Annotated in this window: 14 protein-coding genes and 1 pseudogene; 6 read left to right on the forward strand and 9 right to left on the reverse strand. The window is 68.5% G+C overall.

Going from position 1 to position 17071, the window contains the following annotated elements:
* Positions 1-41: 41 nt before the first annotated feature.
* The 3 genes from AB0395_RS20400 to glgB all read right to left on the reverse strand — a co-directional run bounded on the left by AB0395_RS20400 (position 42) and on the right by glgB (position 6868).
* Entirely contained in the window at positions 42-2126 is a 2085-nt protein-coding gene (locus AB0395_RS20400; protein WP_366282642.1) for a S8 family serine peptidase, read from the reverse strand.
* Between the two features lie 351 nt (positions 2127-2477).
* On the reverse strand, positions 2478-4130 hold the full coding sequence (locus AB0395_RS20405; RefSeq protein WP_366282644.1) for a glycosyl hydrolase family 18 protein: 1653 nt from the start codon (positions 4128-4130) through the stop codon (positions 2478-2480).
* A gap of 275 nt (positions 4131-4405) precedes the next feature.
* Positions 4406-6868: a 1,4-alpha-glucan branching protein GlgB gene (gene glgB / locus AB0395_RS20410; RefSeq protein ID WP_366282645.1), complete on the reverse strand. Its 2463-nt coding sequence runs from the start codon at positions 6866-6868 to the stop codon at positions 4406-4408.
* Between the two features lie 302 nt (positions 6869-7170).
* Here glgB and AB0395_RS20415 point away from each other — a divergent pair, with 302 nt between their 5' ends.
* On the forward strand, positions 7171-7842 hold the full coding sequence (locus AB0395_RS20415) for a DUF4328 domain-containing protein (protein WP_366282646.1): 672 nt from the start codon (positions 7171-7173) through the stop codon (positions 7840-7842).
* Here AB0395_RS20415 and AB0395_RS20420 read toward each other — a convergent pair.
* From AB0395_RS20420 to AB0395_RS20435, 4 genes are all read right to left on the reverse strand, one after another.
* Positions 7836-9122 (reverse strand): copper amine oxidase, encoded by a 1287-nt coding sequence (locus AB0395_RS20420; protein WP_366282648.1) that lies wholly within the window; start codon positions 9120-9122, stop codon positions 7836-7838. The genes AB0395_RS20415 and AB0395_RS20420 overlap by 7 nt on opposite strands.
* On the reverse strand, positions 9119-9886 hold the full coding sequence (locus AB0395_RS20425) for a hypothetical protein (protein ID WP_366282649.1): 768 nt from the start codon (positions 9884-9886) through the stop codon (positions 9119-9121). The genes AB0395_RS20420 and AB0395_RS20425 overlap by 4 nt, the downstream gene beginning before the upstream one ends.
* 88 nt (positions 9887-9974) lie before the next feature.
* A complete protein-coding gene (locus AB0395_RS20430; protein ID WP_366282651.1) occupies positions 9975-10529 on the reverse strand; it encodes a hypothetical protein in 555 nt (184 codons plus the stop codon).
* Positions 10530-10840: 311 nt separating this feature from the next.
* Entirely contained in the window at positions 10841-12094 is a 1254-nt protein-coding gene (locus tag AB0395_RS20435; protein ID WP_366282653.1) for a lipase, read from the reverse strand.
* A gap of 78 nt (positions 12095-12172) precedes the next feature.
* Here AB0395_RS20435 and AB0395_RS20440 point away from each other — a divergent pair, with 78 nt between their 5' ends.
* Together AB0395_RS20440 and AB0395_RS20445 are read left to right on the forward strand one after the other, a co-directional pair.
* A complete protein-coding gene (locus tag AB0395_RS20440; protein WP_366282654.1) occupies positions 12173-12580 on the forward strand; it encodes a hypothetical protein in 408 nt (135 codons plus the stop codon).
* A gap of 13 nt (positions 12581-12593) precedes the next feature.
* Positions 12594-12818 carry a helix-turn-helix transcriptional regulator gene (locus tag AB0395_RS20445; RefSeq protein ID WP_366282655.1) on the forward strand — a complete coding sequence of 75 codons (225 nt, stop codon included), beginning with the start codon at positions 12594-12596 and terminating at the stop codon, positions 12816-12818.
* Between the two features lie 6 nt (positions 12819-12824).
* Here the strand turns inward: AB0395_RS20445 and AB0395_RS20450 are convergent.
* Positions 12825-13025, reverse strand: a pseudogene (locus tag AB0395_RS20450) (transposase family protein); the annotation flags it as partial.
* A 391-nt stretch (positions 13026-13416) separates the two neighbouring features.
* Here AB0395_RS20450 and AB0395_RS20455 point away from each other — a divergent pair.
* Positions 13417-14274, forward strand: coding sequence for a hypothetical protein (locus AB0395_RS20455; RefSeq protein WP_366282657.1), 858 nt, complete (start codon positions 13417-13419; stop codon positions 14272-14274).
* A 99-nt stretch (positions 14275-14373) separates the two neighbouring features.
* Here the strand turns inward: AB0395_RS20455 and AB0395_RS20460 are convergent, their stop codons facing one another.
* Positions 14374-15417, reverse strand: coding sequence for an ATP-binding protein (locus AB0395_RS20460; RefSeq protein ID WP_366282658.1), 1044 nt, complete (start codon positions 15415-15417; stop codon positions 14374-14376).
* A 448-nt stretch (positions 15418-15865) separates the two neighbouring features.
* Between AB0395_RS20460 and AB0395_RS20465 the strand changes: the two genes are divergently transcribed.
* A complete protein-coding gene (locus tag AB0395_RS20465; protein WP_366282660.1) occupies positions 15866-16687 on the forward strand; it encodes a helix-turn-helix transcriptional regulator in 822 nt (273 codons plus the stop codon).
* Entirely contained in the window at positions 16678-16890 is a 213-nt protein-coding gene (locus tag AB0395_RS20470) for a DUF397 domain-containing protein (protein WP_366282662.1), read from the forward strand. The genes AB0395_RS20465 and AB0395_RS20470 overlap by 10 nt, the downstream gene beginning before the upstream one ends.
* Positions 16891-17071: the final 181 nt, after the last annotated feature.

Here is a 17071-nt window from a genome sequence, read left to right on the forward strand (position 1 = left end):
TCCCGACGACACATCCCGGACTCTCTTGCGGCGGTCCCGTTCTAAGCGGTACGGCGGGCGTTGACCTGCTTCCTCAGCAGCGAGATCGACGCCGAGGGGAAGGCCCCTCGCAGCCGCCTGTCCTCGGCCGTGGTGAGGGCGTCCTTGACCGTGGCCGTCCCGCCGACCCCGGCGGTGAAGTTGACCCCGCCGTTCGCCCAGTTCAGCCACGCGGCCAGCAGCTCACTTTCGAACTTCGCCCGCTTCGTCTTCTTGGCGGGCTTGAGCACCCGCTGGGCGGTGGTCAGCGTGGACACGCCGGTCAGCTCGGAGAAGACCCTGCTGGCCTTGCCCACCATGCCGAGATAGCACCTGAGCGTCGCGTCCGGCAGTGTTCCCCTGCCGGGACCGACCTCGACGGCCCACCGCGCGGCGCTCAGTGTCTTCTTCGACTTCCCGCGGACGCACATCGCGGCCTGGGCCGCGGGGGCGGCCGGGCTCGGCGAGGTCGCCGGGGGCGCCGGGGGCGCGGTCACGGTCACGGTTACGGTGACCGTCGGCAGCGGGACCGGGACGGGGGCCTGCGTCGGTCCCGAGGGCGGGGGCAGGGAGCCGGGCTGCGGGCTCGGGCTGGGGTCGTCCGGATCGTCGGAGGAGTCGTCGCCGGGGTCGCCGGGCTCGGACTCGTCCGGGTCGGGAGTCTGGGTCACGGCGGGGGAGGGGGAGGCCCCGGTGAGCGCGCCGTACAGGTCGAGGCGGGGTGTGGTGACCCCGTCGTAGACGATCGGGCGGCCCGCGGCGGTCAGCCTGCCGACGAGCGCGTCCGCCGCAGTGCCCGCCGCAGTGCCCGCGCCGGTCTCCGACGCCTTCTGGGACAGTACGGCCAGCGCGCCGGTGACGTGCGGGGTGGACATCGAGGTCCCGCTGTAGACCCTGGTGCCGCCACCCGGCACCGAGGAGTCGATCTCGACGCCGGGGGCGAAGAGGTCGAGCACGGAGCCGTAATTCGACCAGTCGGCGACGCGGTCGGTGTCGTCGGTCGCGCCGACCGTCACCGCACCGGAGATGCATCCGGGAGCTCCCGCGCCGAGATAGCCCTCGTTCCCGGCAGCGGCGACGGCTGAGACGCCCTTGGCGCGCAGCACGTCGATCCGCTGCTTCATCCCCTGGACCTCGGACTCGGCGTCGCAGGCTCCGCCGTAGAGGCCGCCGCCGAGGCTGAGGTTGACCGCGACGAGGCCGGGGACGGTGTCCTTCAGCTCCGCGACGTAGTCGAGCGCGAGCAGGAGCGACGACTCGTAGGCGGTGATGCAGGTCCCGCCCCCCTCGGGACAGTCGTCCACGCGACTGAAGACCTGGATCGCCACGATGTCCGCGCCGGGCGCGACGGCGTGGGCGATGCCCGCCACGTGGGTGCCGTGCTCGCACAGGTTGCCCTGGTCCTGCTGGCACGCGGGGGTCCTGGCGTCCGCCGAGTCGTCCGTCTCCTGGCCGTTCGGGCACAGGGACTTCGCGCCGTCGCCCGTCACGGAGAAGCAGGCCTCCTTCACGACCTTGCCGCCCAGCGCGGGATGGCCGCCGTCGATCCCGGTGTCGATGATCGCGATCGTCCTGCCTCTGCCGTCCGCCCCCTCCGTGTGGGCCCGGTCCGCTCCGATCAGCGTCAGGCCCGATGCCAGCGAGGTGGGGGAGTAGGTGCGGTCACGACGGATCGAGACCACCCTGGGATCCTTGGCCAGCTCGGTCAGTGAGTCGCCGGTGCCCTGTACGACGATGAAGGAGGTGTCCGGCGGCTGGAGCACGACGTCGGCTCCCGGCAGCGCCTGCGCCTCACCGGCGACCGGGGCGGCCTGCGCGGGGGCGGCCACCTCGACGATGACCCGGGCGCCGTCCTCGTCGGCGGCGAGCCCGACCTCCAGCTTCGGCGCGGGCGACGATGCCGGGTCCGGCTGGGCGGGCGTCGAGGTGGGGTCCGTCTGCGCGGGAGGTGCCTGTTCCGTCTGCGCGGGAGCCGGGGGAGTTGTCTGGGAGGCGACCGTCTCGGTCGTCTGCGCCGCCGTGACGGCGGGTTGATCCTCGGCGAGGGCGGCTACGGCGGGGGCGATGCTGAGCACGGTCACCAGGGCCACGAGGGCTCGAAGTCGCACACATCCTCCGGGGGATCGGACAGCTCCGGGCAGTCGATCAAGGCGTTATGGAGTCTAAGTAGCGTTTTGTCGCCAGTGAATAGCACGTTCCAGATTTTGAGGATCTTCTCAGCCATAGTTCATCTACGGTCCCGCCGCGTCCTCCACGGTCGGATGTCTCACTCCCGGGCGGACCTGTCACCTACGGTCGGACGTCTCACTCCCGGGCGGGCCTGTCACTCACGGTCCCGGGCCTGGTCGTCTGCGGTCCGGACGCGTCTGCGGCAGCCGGAGGCGGAGCGGCGGGAGGCCGTACATGGCTCGACCCTCCGCGGCGTGACGCGCACGGAGGGCCGAGTGTCCGAAATATTACTACTTGAGGCCGTTGGCGAGTGCGGTGATGAGCTCACCGTTGGGGGTGTCGCCGCTGGTCTCCCAGAAGAACGCGCCACCAAGGCCCTGGCTCTTGGCCCAGGCCATCTTGCTGCTGATGGTGGCGGGGGTGTCGTAGCTCCACCACTGGCCGTTGCAGAAGGCGTAGGCCGTACCGGCGATGGTGCCGTTGGAGGGGCACTTGGTCTTGATGACCTTGTAGTCCTCGATGCCGGCCTCATAGGTGCCGGGCGCGGCGGCGGTCGCGGTGCCACCCGGAGCGGCCTGGGTCACGCCGGTCCAGCCGCGGCCGTAGAAGCCGATGCCGATGAGCAGCTTGTCGGCGGGGATGCCCTTGCTCTTCAGCTTCTGGATCGCGGCGTCGGTGTTGAAGCCGTCCTTCGGAATGCCGGTGTAGGCGGTGAGGGGCGAGTGCGGAGCCGTCGGGCCCTTCGCGTCCCAGCCACCGAAGAAGTCGTAGGTCATCGGCATGAACCAGTTGAGGTACTGGGTCGCTCCGGCGTAGTCGGCCAGGTCGATCTTGCCGCCGTCGGCGCCGTCAGCGGTGATGGCCGCGGTGACCAGAGCGCTGGAGCCGAACTTGTTGCGCAGCGCGGAGACGACCTTCTTGAAGGCGTCGGGGCCGCTGCTGTCACAGGTCAGGCCACAGGCGTTCGGGTACTCCCAGTCGACGTCGATGCCGTCGAAGACGTCCGCCCAGCGCGGGTCCTTGACCACGTTGTAGCAGGAGTCGGCGAAAGCGGTCGGGTTGGCCGCGGCCTGGGTGAAGCCGCCGGACCAGGTCCAGCCGCCGAAGGAGTAGATGATCTTGAGGTTCGGGTAGAGCTTCTTCAGCCTGCGGAGCTGGCCGAAGTTGCCGCGCAGCGCGCCGTTGTCCCAGGTGTCGCCGACGCCGTCGACGCTCTCGCCCGCGCTGTACGACTTGTCGTAGTCGGCGTAGGCGTCGCCGATCGCGCAGCGGCCACCGGCGGTGTTGCCGAAGGCGTACAGCAGGTGGGTCAGCTTCGGCGCGGTGCCGCTGGTGACCAGGTTCTTCACGTGGTAGTTACGGCCGTAGACGCCCCACTCGGTGAAGTAACCGACAACCTTCTTGTCCCCGCCGGGGCCGGTCGGCGTCACGGTCGGGGTCGGGGTCGCCGTCGGGGTGACGGTGGGGGTGACAGTCGGCGTCGCGGTGGGGGTCGCGGTGGGGGTGACGGTCGGCGTCGCGGTGGGGGTCACCGTCGGCGTCACGGTCGGCGTCGGGGTGGGGTCTCCACCGCCGTCACAAGACCCACCGTTGAGCTTGCAGTTCAGCACACCGGAAACTCCGCCGGGTGAGCCGGTGAAGCCGAAGCTCACCGAGGCTCCCGCGCCCAGAGCACCGTTCCACGACTTGTTGGCGAAGGTGTAATGGCTGCCGCTCTTGGTCATGTCGGCGTCCCACGCGGAGGCGATCGACTTGCCCGCGGGGAGGTCGAACTCGACCTTCCAGCTGGTCAGGGCGCTCGATCCGGCCTTCACGGTGACATTGCCCTGGAAGCCTGAGCCCCAGTCGGAAGTCGTGGAGTACGTGGCGGTCGCGGGAGTGGCGGCCGTCGCTGTGCCCATCCCGATCCCAACGGGGACGAGCAGCGCTGTGGCTGCGATCAAGGAGCCGATGGTCATTCGTCGCAAGGGTTGCTCCAGGTCAAAGAGTTCCTAGCCCCCGAATTCATAGGAAAGTTTCCTATTAGTTTCCAGAGCGTAGGTTCTCCTTCCTGGGTGGTCAATGGCTCGCTGGCCGATATAAGGCGGATTTAAGGTTTGCAGGCGTCCCGGCAAACCCCGCCTGAACGGAAAAGGGCCGGTCACGCGTTACGTGACCGGCCCGGGGTGGTGTGAAAAAATTTATCCGGACTCGTTGACCCGTCCGTTCGGACGGATGGTCAAGACTCCGCCGGGGCGGAGATGGCCGTGGGTGTCCCGGGGGACTCCGCCTTGGCGCCCCCGCCGTCACCGCCGGTGGCTGTGTCACCACGGGTGGCCGCAGCCGTTCCGGCGGTCGTGTCACCGTCGGCGGTCGCAGTCGTTCCGGTGGTCGTGTCACCGTCGATGGTCGCGGTCGTTTCTGCGGCCGTGGCCGTGGCGGCCAGTTCCGGTTCGGCGGCGGCCTCGGCCTCGTTCACGGCCTTCCTCGTGGTTTCCTCTCCCACCTTCGTCTCGGCCCGCTCGCGGGTCGCGCTCTCCGTGGGAACGGAGGTCGCGCCCCGCCTGAGCCAGACGGCGCCCAGCGGCGGCACTCGCAGGTTGGCGGAGTACGGCAGGCCGTGCCAAGGCTCCTCGACCGCCTCGATCGCGCCCATGTTGCCCACCCCGCTGCCCGCGTAGTCGTAGGCGTCGGTGTTGAGCGCCTCCTCCCACGTGCCGCCCGACGGCAGGCCGAGGCGGTAGTCCTCGTGCGGCCCGCCGGAGAAGTTGACGACACAGGCCACGACCGACCCGTCGGGGGCGTACCTGAGGAAGGAGAAGACGTTGCCCTGCGCGTCGTCCGCGTCGATCCAGCGGAAGCCGTCGGGGGAGGAGTCGAGGGCCCACAGCGCGGGCGTGTCCCGGTAGATCCGGTTGAGGTCCTTCACCAGCCGCTGGACCCCCTTGTGCCCGTCGAAGTCGAGCACCCACCAGTCGAGACCTCGGACCTCCGACCATTCGGACCCCTGGCCGAACTCGCCGCCCATGAACAGGAGCTGCTTTCCCGGGTGGGCCCACATGAAGGCCAGCAGCGCGCGCAGGTTCGCGAACCGCTGCCACTCGTCGCCGGGCATCTTGCCGAGCAGTGACCCCTTGCCGTGCACGACCTCGTCGTGCGAGAGCGGGAGCACGAAGTTCTCCGAGTAGGCGTACATCAGCGAGAACGTCATCTGGTGGTGGTGGTACTGCCGGAAGATCGGCTCGTGCTTGAGGTAGGCGAGGGTGTCGTGCATCCAGCCCATGTTCCACTTGAACCCGAAGCCGAGCCCGCCGAGATGCACGGGACGGGAGACCCCGGGCCAGGCCGTCGACTCCTCCGCCACGGTGATGATCCCCGGCTGGTCCCGGTAGGAGAGCATGTTCATCTCCTTGAGGAACTCGACCGCGTCGAGGTTCTCGCGCCCGCCGTACTCGTTGGGCGTCCACTCGCCCTCGCGCCGCGAGTAGTCCAGGTAGAGCATCGAGGCGACCGCGTCAACGCGCAGCCCGTCGATGTGGAACTCACGCAGCCAGTACAGCGCGTTGGAGACCAGGAAGTTGCGCACCTCCCTGCGGCCGAAGTCGAAGACGTAGGTTCCCCAGTCGGGATGCTCCCCCCTGGCCGGGTCGGCGTGCTCGTAGAGGGGCGTGCCGTCGAACCTGGCCAGCGCCCAGTCGTCCATCGGGAAGTGCGCGGGCACCCAGTCGACCAGCACCCCGATGCCCGCCTCGTGCAGGCGGTCGACCAGGTAACGGAAGTCGTCGGGGCCGCCGAAACGGGCCGTTGGCGCGTAGTAGGACGTCACCTGGTAGCCCCACGAGCCGCCGAACGGATGCTCGGCGACCGGCAGGAACTCCACGTGGGTGAACCCCATGTCGACGACGTACTCGACCAGCTCGGTGGCCAGCTCCCGGTAAGAGAGGCCAGGGCGCCACGAGCCGAGGTGCACCTCGTAGGTGCTCATCGGCTCCTTCAGCGCGTTGGCGTCCGCGCGCCGCCGCATCCACTCGTCGTCCTGCCACTCGTACGACGATTTCTCGATCACCGAGGCGGTCGCGGGCGGCACCTCGGTGCGCCTGGCCATCGGATCGGCCTTGGCCCGCCACACGCTGTCGGCGCCGAGGACCTCGAACTTGTAGTGGTCACCCTCGCCGAGACCGGGGATGAACACCTCCCACACGCCGGACCTGCCCAGCGAGCGCATCGGATGGGCGGTGCCGTCCCAGTGGTTGAAGTCGCCGATCACTCGGACACCCCGCGCGTTCGGCGCCCAGACGGCGAAGGCCGTACCCTCGACGTCCTCGTGCCGCATGGCCCGGGCCCCGAGCACCTCCCACAGCCGTTCGTGGCGTCCCTCGCCGATCAGATGCAGGTCCACCTCGCCCAGCGTGGGCCAGTGCCGGTAGGGGTCGGCCATCTCGTACGGCTCCGCCCCCGCGTACGTGACCCGGAACCGATAATCCGGCACCTTGTCCAGCCCGGCGAGCGTCACCGCGAACACACCGTGGGCCACGTGTTCCATGTCATGGGTGTGATCGTCCACGACGACCTGGACCTTCTCGGCCAGCGGGCGCAGCGTCCTGATGGTCACACCGCTCGGCCCCGGGTGCGCACCGAGGATCGAGTGCGGATCATGGTGCGCTCCGCCCGCGAGCCGCTCCAGGTCCAAGTCCGCGTTCATGGATCACTCCCGTAGATCGGTATCCCCTAACCCTGCCCTACTCGGGCGTTACCACCCATGCCCTTGTCCGCTATCACCATGCGTGTCGCGAAAATGGGTGGATAGGCGGGGAGGAAAATCCCATTTGTGCTGCTAGGGCGTTGTGGAAATACTGTCCGTTGATCTAGCTGATCATACGAAGGACGGCAATGACCCCTTCCTCCCCACCCCCCGAAGCTCCCGAGCCGGGGGGCGCCGTGCCGAAGTCGGCCCCGCGGGCATGTGCCGTTTCCCCCCTTGCCCTGTCCCTCACTATCCCGTTCGTGTTCGTCCGGCGCCTCCAGCCGGTGCGTAACCTTCGGGACCTGACCTTCACGGTGCTCGTCGCGTTGTGCGTCGACGTTCTTGCCAAGATCGTCCTGATGCTGGCGGGCCCCCGGTTCGTCCTGTCGGCCGCCGTCCTCACCGGCCGGTCCACCCACCCGGACACGGACGCGCTGTTGCGCTGGCTGTTCCTGCTGCATCTGCCGACCGCCCTCTTCGCCTGGGTCGCCTTCATGCTCTGGCTGCTGGAGGCGCGCATGAACGCCGAGTCGCTGGCCCCGCTCCCACACCGCTGGTTCAAGATCTTCATCCTGCTGGGCTGGCTCGTTCCGGTCGCCAACCACTGGATTCCCAAGCAGATCGTGGACGACGTCTGGGCATCGTCCCGGCCGGGTGGTGTACGCGGTGACTTCATCGGCAGGCAGACGCACTCCGGGTTGGTCTGGGCCTGGTGGATCTCGTGGGTGCTGGCGAACTGGATGACGCCGCTGAGCTGGGGCATGTTCACCGCTCCCCACCGCCCCGCCTTCGCCGCCCTACTCCTGATCGACGCCCTCTTCCTGCTTCCCTCGCTGGTCGCGGTGGTCCTGCAGATCGCCGTCGTCCTGCGTGTCACACAGTTCCAGGAGTATCGTTCCGTCCTCCACCGGTCGTGGGTACGGGATCAGTAAGGGTTGCGGGCTGTGACGTCACGTGGGGTGATGCGGAAGCCCTGCCAGTGGGTCGGCATGGGGTCGGCGTCCTCGTCGCGGGCGACATGGTGGAAGTCGACGTTGACCCAGACCACGGGATCGGTGAGTTTCTCGCCGTTGACGTAGCGGTCGACGGAGTTGGCGCATCTGGGGGCCGGGTTGGTGGTCGCCAGTCGCTCGCAGGAGCGGTAGTTGGTGACATAGAGGTCGGCGCGGGTGAAGGGCTCGTTCGCCGGGCCGCGATACTCCGCGCTCTCGGTGTTGTCGATCTCCCAGGAGACGGGGTGCCTGTCGGCGTTGCGGACCCCGCGGTCGACCACCCGCCACCAGCGCGCCCTGCCGTTGACGGCCCTGGTCTCCCGGGTGAAGACCGTGCGCTTGAGCCTGCGCTTGGCCGTACCGGCGCCCGCGAAGTCGTACTGCTCGACGACGTCGCCCGTCCTGCCCTGGATATCGAAGTCCAGACGCCAGAAAACGTTGTGGGTGTGGCTCGCCTCGAAATGGCGGTTTCCCACGCCGATCGGCCAGCCGTGCTCGGGCGTGGTGGTGAACCCGGCCAGCGAGCCGGTCGCGCCGACGCGCGGGGTGATCGCGCCGTCGTCGGAGAAGGCCCATTCGACCAGGTAGGTGTACCAGCCCAGCTGGAACGCGGCGAAGACCACCAGGTCCGTGCCCTGGGCGGTCTTGCCTGATCCCTCCTCGTCCGACTTCAGGTAGGCGTGACCGCGCGCCCGAGTCGTCACGCAGACGAACTGCTCGCGGCGCTCCCCTCCGGGACAGTCGGTGCCCTGCAACGGGATGGCGGTGTACCCCATCGCCCCGATGTCGTGGAAGCGGGGACTGCCCTTGTCATATGGCACGTGGATCTGGGCGAGCGCCGCGCTGCGCAGCACGCTGATCGGCCCGTTGCCCTTGGGGGTGTAGACCACCTCGGTGAGGGTCAGTCCCTCGATGTTGCGCATCTCCCAGCACATCTGCCAGCGCGCGCCGTTCGGCAGCACCCTGTCCACCCGGTACGGCGTGCTGCACCGCGGCCCGGGAGCCGCCTTCGCGGCGAGAGGCGGTCCTGAGGAGAGGAAGCCGGAGCCGTGAGGGAACGCGAGACCCGTGGGGAACACGGCGCCGGTGAGCGTGGCGCAGTACATCACCAGGCTGAACGCGATGCGGAGCGGTCGCGAACCGGAGAGAGGACGGCGCGGGCCCAGAGGGAGAACCAGGGAGAAGTACCGCATCAGGGGAGGCAGGAGAAACACGGTCACCACTCCAGAATGTGGATCTTCTTGGCGGACAGGTCGACGATGATCCGGCTGGTGTCCAGCCAGTGGCCGCCCGGCAGCCGGACGAACAGCCGCAGGCACCGGTGGACCGCGCACTGCGTGGCGGCCCCGCCCTCCTGCGATGGGGTGAAGACCAGTCCTCGCAGCCCGAGATCGGAGGCGGAGCGCAGCAGCCTGCCCGCCGTCCCGGCATAGGAGAGCCGTACCCCGTCTCCGAGCTTCGGCTGGGCCAGCAGCAGTTCGGCTGCGCGTAGTTCCTCCGCCTTCGAGGGCGGCGGCTGCACGCCACGCGAGGCGGTCTCCCTCACCACCCTGTTCGTGCCGAGATCCACGGTCCGCACGATGAGGGTGTCCGTGTCGTAGTCATACAGATAGGCCTCGGCGAGCCGCCGCCCTCCGGAGCCTCCAGAACTCCCGGAACTCCCGGGGCCTCCGGAACTCCCCGTGTCTCCCGCCGTCCCCGGCCGTCCGGCCTCGCCGGCCTCCCCGGCGTCCTTGTCGTCGTCCCGCTCGACGTAGAGCAGCCCAACCCGTCCCATCGCCATGTGCTGACGTGACCCGGCGGACGCGAGCGCCTCCGCCCGTCCGATCTCCTCGTCGGTCAGCGGGTCCGCGGGCGCGGGCGCGGAAGGCGCCGTCTCCGCGGCCCGCGACTTCTGCTCGACGGGCAGGGACAACAACCCCATCCCCACCGCGGCGACCACCCCCGCCCCCGCGACCGCAACCACGACCCGTCGCCGCCCCATGAACACCCTCTTTACCGATTGTTGAGCATCGACTGCGAAGGGTAGCGGCGATGGGGTGTTCGGGCAGGTCAAAAGGCGTATTGCGGCTTTAGTGGTATAGGTGAGATTCGTTGGCAGGCGGCGGAGAGCTCTGGCAGGATCCCCGGATGAAGGCCTCGCCATCCGGGGAATCCGGTGCGCGGTGGCCGAAGGCGGCGTGCGGGTTCCCGTGCTTCGCGCTCTCGGACTCTCCCGCGTGTCCCGTGCTCGCAGGCATCCGATCACCGGTGACCGTCAAGCGGCGCGTCATCCACTGCGCGAACCGTCCGTGAGCCGTCACCAGTGCGGCGAAGGCCACGGCCAGCGCCGCGAGCAGCGGCAGCCGTTCCTCGTCGGCCAGCAGGATGGACTGGGCGTCGGCGAAGCCGGTACTGGCCGAGGCCCAGCCGGTGACCGTCACAGTCACCCACCGGCCGCCACGCCTGATGGCCGGGTGCGCGGTCGCGGTGGCGGCGGCCGGTACGGCCAGCACGGCGAAGACGACGGCGATCATCGCCGTCGCCGCAACGGTGAAGGCGGTGTCCACGCCGACGGCGAGCGCGACCGCGCGCATCAGCAGCCGGGCCACGAGGCCGCCGACCAGCCCGGCTGTCAGTGCCGCCACCGCCGTCGCCCACACCACACGGCCCCACGGAGACTTCTGTTCCTGCGCTACATCCCCATATCGCATTTAAGAGGATGTAGAGATATTTTCCCGACAAAGCAATGCCAGAAGAGAGCCGAAACCGGCTTGTTACCGACTGTGCTCCGTCACGAGGTGCGGCGGGGAGGCAGGGCGGCCGCCGCCCTCCGCGGCGACCCGCTCAACCCGTGCTTCCCGCCGCGATGCGCGGCTTGAGATCGTCGTCCGCCGGGCGGTACGGCCCGCCTCCCCGGGCCACCCGGGGTGACCGTGGTGCGGGGACGGCCGGTGCCTCATCGGAGGAACCGGATCTGCGGGTAGCGGGGTGAGGGGCGCTGGAGCAGGTGGTTGTCGAGGTGGCGTAGATGAAGGTCGAAGAACGCTCGTACGTAGTCACGTTGCGCGCGGATGGCGCGTTGCGGGTCGAGGGTGCCGATTGCCTGCGTCACCTGGCCAGGCGTCAACCCGAGGATGGGCGCGGCCTGGGGGAGCAGCGTTTCCATGTCGGTGAATGAGGCGTGGGTGGAGCCGGTGAGGGCCAGTTCGCGTTTCCAGCCGTGCTGGCCGGCCCAGAACTGATCCCAGCTGGGATCCTCCGGACCTGAGCCGGGGTCGCTGCCGAAGAGCAGGAAGGGGCGGTCGGTGCCCGCGGTGACGGGTGGCAGGAGGCTGCCGTCCAGGTTGACGCCGGCCCGCAGGCGCTGGTCGGCGCGGATGGCTGCGGCGGCTGTGGCGCCACCGAGGGAGTGGCCGAGCATGCCGACGCGGGACAGGTCGAACGCGCCGGTGAGGGTGGGGGGCAGGGGGCGCCGTCCGGCGTCGGGGTTGTGTCCGGCGTTGAGCGCGGTGAGCTGGTCCAGCACGAACCGGGTGTCCGCGGTGCGCACCGCGAGGGCCTTGGCGATCAGGGCATCGTCGATGTCGCTGGTAATGGCGAAGGTTTCCATCCGGCCGCCGGGAAACTCGACCTGGTCGGCGTCGTAGGTGTGGTCGATGGCCACGACCAGGTAGCCGTGGCTGGTCAGTTCCTCGATCAGAACGGTGCCGAGGCTGCGGTCGCTGCGCAGGCCCGGTGAGTACAGGACGACCGGCCTGCCGCGCCGGCCGGGGTTCACCGGTGCGGCCAGGTGGGCGTGCGTGGTCGGCAGCAGCAGCGTGCCGGGTGGGATGCCCTGACCCTGCTCGAAGAAGGGGACGGCGCCGGGTGACATCCAGGGCGCGGGCGGGTGGCCATGGGCCGCGCGTGCCGGATACCAGATCTGGATCATGAGTTCACGGGCCGGGCGGGAATCCTTCCAGGGATCAACGCGTGCCCGGTCGACCAGGTGCAACGAGACCGTGCCCAGGGGGTGCGGACCGGTTGGTGCGGGCACGGTAAGCCGCAGCGGAGTCGGCGTGGGATTGGGCGTGGGGGTGGCGGCGACCGGCGAATTCGCGGCGGGTCGCGACTGGGCGAATGCCGCGCTGGCCAGCGGGAGGGAAGCGATGGCTGACGCCACGGCGGTACCGAGCAGCGCTCGGCGGGTCAGGAGTCGTCTCTCGTTCACATCGCCAAAATGTAAGGTGTCCCTTCCATGAGGTCAAGGTCGCTTGACTTTATGGAAGGGACGCCTTACCTTCGTCGCATGGCAAAGCAGGTACAGCAGGACCAGGTGACCCGTGCGGCCCGCCGTGCTGTGCTCATCGACGGCATACCCGTGAGCACGTTGGGCGTGATCGCCCTGGCCCTGGGCGGTAACCCCGATCAGAGCACCGCCCAGAAGGCCTGGTGGATCGCGACCACCACCGCCTTCACCATCGCGATTGCCTGGGTGCTGCTGCGGGCATTCCGGCGCGCGGACGAATACCTGCGCAGGATTCAGTTGGAGAGCATGGCCATCGCGTTCGCCGCAGTCCTCGTAGGGCTGCAAGTGGCTACCCTGCTCGATGCCGCAGGCATCATCCAGCTCCATCAGCTCGCGCAGTTGATCCTCCTCGGTGGCGTGGGAATCTGGCTGCTGATCGCGGACCTGCGTACCCGCTTGCACCGCTGACGGAGGAGCATCTGTGAAGAACCGGCTACGCGAACTGCGCGCAGCTCGCCGGTGGAGCCAGGCCGACCTGGCCGACCGGTGCCAGGTCTCCCGGCAGGCCATCAACGCCATCGAAACCGAGCGGTACGACCCCAGCCTGCCTTTGGCGTTCACCATCGCCGACGTCTTCGGCCTGGCCATCGAGGAAATCTTCCATCCTGACCGGGCGGAAACGACGGGCAACCCGGCCGGACATTAAGTCTTTTCATCCGGTGTGGCGCTTTGATTCGATGTCGTGCAGGACGAGGATGGTCTGCACGATTGCGATGGCGCGACGTGCGCGGCAGTGCGGCTTGGCTAAGATCTTCCAGGTCTTGAGAATGGCGATCGCTCGTTCGCCGCGGGCGCGGATCTTCGCGTGGGCCCGGTTCACGGCCTTCTGGCGGCGTGACAACTTCGGCCTGAAGCAGCGCTGACAGGCGAGGTTCCTGGGCGGGGCATCGGATCTTGGTCGACTGCTGTCCTGCCTGGAGCCTCGCCCTCATCGATCTCCGGCCAGCTTGCCCGACGCGACCAGCACTGTCGGGTTGGAAAAGGCTCTCTGATGATCTGTTCCATCGGATGGACAGATCCTTGATAAAGCTGCCCTGTCCTGGTTTTCAGCGAACACGCGACGCTTTTATGTCTGTTAATAATTCTCTGGCTCGCCGATCCGAATTTCGGGTATGACAAAATGCGGTCAGCGATATTGTCAGCCCGGTCATGTCGGCACACACTCGGTGACAAGAGAGCATCCCCCAGTGTTTGGAGCCACAATGGACCGAGCCGTAAGTGGAGTTAACGGGCGTAGAAAACCGATGTTCCGGCGCCTCGCATCCGCCGCCGTCGCGGTGTTCACCGTCCTGTTCCTCTGCGTGCCGCCCGCCAGCGCCCTCGTGTTGCCGACGCCGAAGGATCTGACCTCCTTCCTCGACCTCGAGTGCTTCAAGACCAGCCCGTACCAGCCACCGGCCACCACGCTCACACTGCGACACCTCAACCCCGTGCTCGGCAACCTGCCGACCGAGACCGTCACCCTCGGCCAGCGTGAGCAGCTGTGCGTCCCGGTCGCCAAGAACACCCAGACGCCGCCGTCGCCCGCGCTCGACTTCATCAGGTACATCGACCTGGCCTGCTACAAGATCTCCGGCACCACGGTGAACACGAGCCTCGTGCTCAGCCACCTCAACCCGCTGTTCCAGAGCCTGCCGCGCACCGAGGTCCTCCTGAACACTCCGCAGCAGCTGTGCGTGCCGGTCATCAAGAACAACGCGGCCCCGCCCGCCGAGGTGCTGCGGCTCGTCAGCCACATCGACCTCAAGTGCTACGGAATCACCCCCAACAACCCGCTGAACCAGCAGGTGTCCCTGCGCCAGCTCAACCCCGTCCTGACCCCGACGATCCCCACGCACGGCGCACAGATCCTCAACGCCCGCCAACTGTGCGTCCCGGTGCTGAAGGCCGGTGACACCATCCCGAGCGACGTGCTCAACATCGTCCGGTGGATAGACCTGGAGAAGTTCGACATCGTCACCCCGACCACCCTGCCCACGGTCTCGCTGACCCTGCGGCACATCAACCCCGTCCTCGCCGGCCTCCCGGTCGAGCAGGCCACCCTCGGCGGCGCCACTCAGCTGGCCCTGCCGGTCGCCAAGAACGGCAACTTCCCCCCGTGATCCCTCTGCTCCTGAGCCCTTCCACCGTGCCGGTGGAAGGGCTCCGCCGTTCCGTCCGGCCGTTGACCGTCCGGGTTCTCCGGGTCATCGGGAGGAGGTTCACGAGCCGGTGATCTGAAGGGGGCTCACGGTGGGGGAGGGCAGGCGCCAGCGGGCCCAGGCGGTCTTGCCGGGGCCGTCGGAGAGCGGGGTGACGCCCGAGTCGTCGGCGAGGGCGTCGACGATGGTCAGTCCCCGGCCGTGGACGGCCTCGACCCCGAGGTCGAGATGGCGCGGCTGGTCGGGGCCGTGGTCGGTGACCCGGACGCACAACTCCCCGACTCCCGCCCACATGGAGAGCCTGACCGGAGGCTCGCCGTAGGTGATCGCGTTGGCCAGCAGCTCGCCGACCACCAGGACCACGTCGTCCGCCAGATGCGTGAACGCCCACGTGGCGAGGGTCTCGCCCACCACACGGCGTGCCTTGCCGACGATCGACGGGTCGTACGGCAGGTCCCAGCAGGCGGCACGCAGGCCGTCCGGTGTCTGGTGCATCGGGGCTCCTCCGGTCGGCGGGGGGAGTGGCGTGGACGGGGAAGCCGTGGAGGTGGGGAACGTGGGCGGGGAAGCTGTCGAGGCAGGGGACGCGGACAGGGAGGCCGTCGAGGCAGGGGAAGATGACCGCCCCGGTTCTCCGGAGGCGAGCGGGAGGACACGCGCCGAACCCGCTGTCGCGCCCCCGGTCATGCACGCCACTTCTTCGGCCGTTCCTGTGTCCCCGGCCCCGGTCGTGGACGTCGTCTCTCCGGCTACGGTGTCGGCCGTTCTCGTGTTCGTGGGCCCGGCCGGGTGTGCGGGACCTCCGAAGGCTCCCGTGACGGTGGGCCGAGGAGGTGTCGCCTGCTCGGCCGCGCGCATGAGACGGCACAGCTCGTCCGTCGAGCGGGCTCGTATGACCAGTGGCTCGGGCACGGGCCAGCCCGCGATGGCGTAGAAGCATCGCGTGCCCACGCCGTACCAGACGGTCCAGGCGGGCTCGACGCTGTCCAGTTGCTCGGCGGAGGCCCGGTCGGCGGGGTCCCAGCGCCGGGGCCGGACCTTGGAGAGTGGCTCGCCCCGCCGGTGCCGCCCGCCGAGCCGTACCTGGGTGTCGCGCCAGATCACGGAGCCTCCCTCGGGTACGGCACGCGCCAGGTGGGCGGCTCACCCCCGACGGTGGGCGGCTCGCCCTCGAAGCGCGGTGCGGCCCCCTCGTCCGCCTTACGTGGCGGTGACAGGTCCGTATCCGGCGAACATTCCGCCCCTCCGTCCGAACAATGCGTTTCCCGCGTCTCGGTGCGCATTTTTCACCCCTTTAATCCAGACATAGTCGGTGATTTTGCGGTGATGGTGTGAGGGGGCGCCCTATATGCATGACGAGGCCTCCCGGAGGGCCTCTCCTCGCGTCCCCGCCCACTTCACAGGGTGCCCCCGACCGGCTACGTTGGGTATCCAAAGCCGCAACACATTGCCACCACAGTTTGTACTGAGCTGTGCTGAAGTGTGCTGAGGTGTGCTGAAACTGTGCTGGTGTGCTGGCGGAGTAGCGATTCCCCCGACGGACGGAGCTGAAATGTCCGTGTTACCCAAATCTGACCCTTCGGCCAAGCCCCTGGTCATCCTGGGGGCCGAAATGCGCAGGCGCCGGAAAGAATTCGGCTTGACGCAGGACCGGCTGGCGGAAATCACCCAGTTCAGCCAAAGTCTGGTGGGTTTCATCGAAAGGGGGGAACGCACGCCGAGTCGCAACTTCATGCAGCGCTACGACGACGCCGTCGAGGCGGGCGGCGAGCTGGTCCGCCTGTGGGAGAGGCTCACCCACGCGGCGAGTCCTCGCTGGTTCCGGACCTGGCTGGACGTCGAGCAGCAGGCCCAGAGCCTGCACACCTGGGAACCGCTCGTCGTGCCCGGTCTGCTGCAGACCGAGGAGTACGCCCGGCTGGTCATCCGTGGCGAGCCCGGCATCACCGACGAGCAGGTGGAGAAGGCCGTCGCGGCCCGAATGAAGCGACAGGAGATCTTCGTCCGCGCCACCCCGCCGCTTTTCCGCGCGATTTTGGACGAAGGCGTCCTTCATCGCCCCATCGGCGGAAAGAAAGTCATGCGTCGGCAGCTCGAACGCCTGATGGAGACGATAGAGTCCCCCCGGATCGGCCTCCAGGTCGTTCCCATGGCGCTGGGGGTGACGACCGGCATTCTCGGCGGCTTCGTGATCGCGCGCCTTCCAGGAAGGCCGGATTCGGTGTATATCCAATCTGCGGCCCACGGACATGTGTCGGATCGCCAGGAAGACCTGGAGCTCATCCACAGCAGATACGACACCCTGCGAGCCGAGGCGCACCCTCAGCCTGTTTCCATCGCGTTGATCAGAGAGGCGGAGAAACTGTGGACCTGAGCGATGAGCTGAAGAACGCGGTCTGGCGTAAGGCCACCAAGAGCGGCTCCGACCAAGGGAACTGCCTTGAGGTGGCTCCGTTGTCCGGTGGTCGGGTGGGGATTCGTGACACCGAGGCTCCGGGGCGGGCGCCGTTCGTGGTGAGCGCGGGTGTGTGGGACGCCTTCGTCGACGGCGCCAAGAAGGGCGAGTTCGACTTCTGATCCCGGCCTCGGTGCTGTGGCCTCACCTTCATCGCGTCATGCCTTCAGGTCATGTCTCCACCGAGCGTGGGCTACGCACGGTGCCGGTATGACGAGTGGTGATGCGGAGCGGATCGGCGCCGATGAGCGGTGCTTCGCCCAGTGAATGTCGGCGGCCATGGCACCGGCAACGCCAACCTCC

The organism is Streptosporangium sp. NPDC051023, assembly GCF_040689595.1.
Lineage (GTDB): Bacteria > Actinomycetota > Actinomycetes > Streptosporangiales > Streptosporangiaceae > Streptosporangium.

Coding starts and splice junctions, on each gene's coding strand:
- glgB (WP_366282645.1), bottom strand. CDS start 6,868: ATGAACGCGGACTTGGACCTGGAGCGGCTCGCGGGCGGAGCGCACCAT.
- AB0395_RS20440 (WP_366282654.1), top strand. CDS start 12,173: ATGGCAAAGCAGGTACAGCAGGACCAGGTGACCCGTGCGGCCCGCCGT.
- AB0395_RS20455 (WP_366282657.1), top strand. CDS start 13,417: ATGTTCCGGCGCCTCGCATCCGCCGCCGTCGCGGTGTTCACCGTCCTG.
- AB0395_RS20465 (WP_366282660.1), top strand. CDS start 15,866: ATGTCCGTGTTACCCAAATCTGACCCTTCGGCCAAGCCCCTGGTCATC.
- AB0395_RS20425 (WP_366282649.1), bottom strand. CDS start 9,886: ATGGGGCGGCGACGGGTCGTGGTTGCGGTCGCGGGGGCGGGGGTGGTC.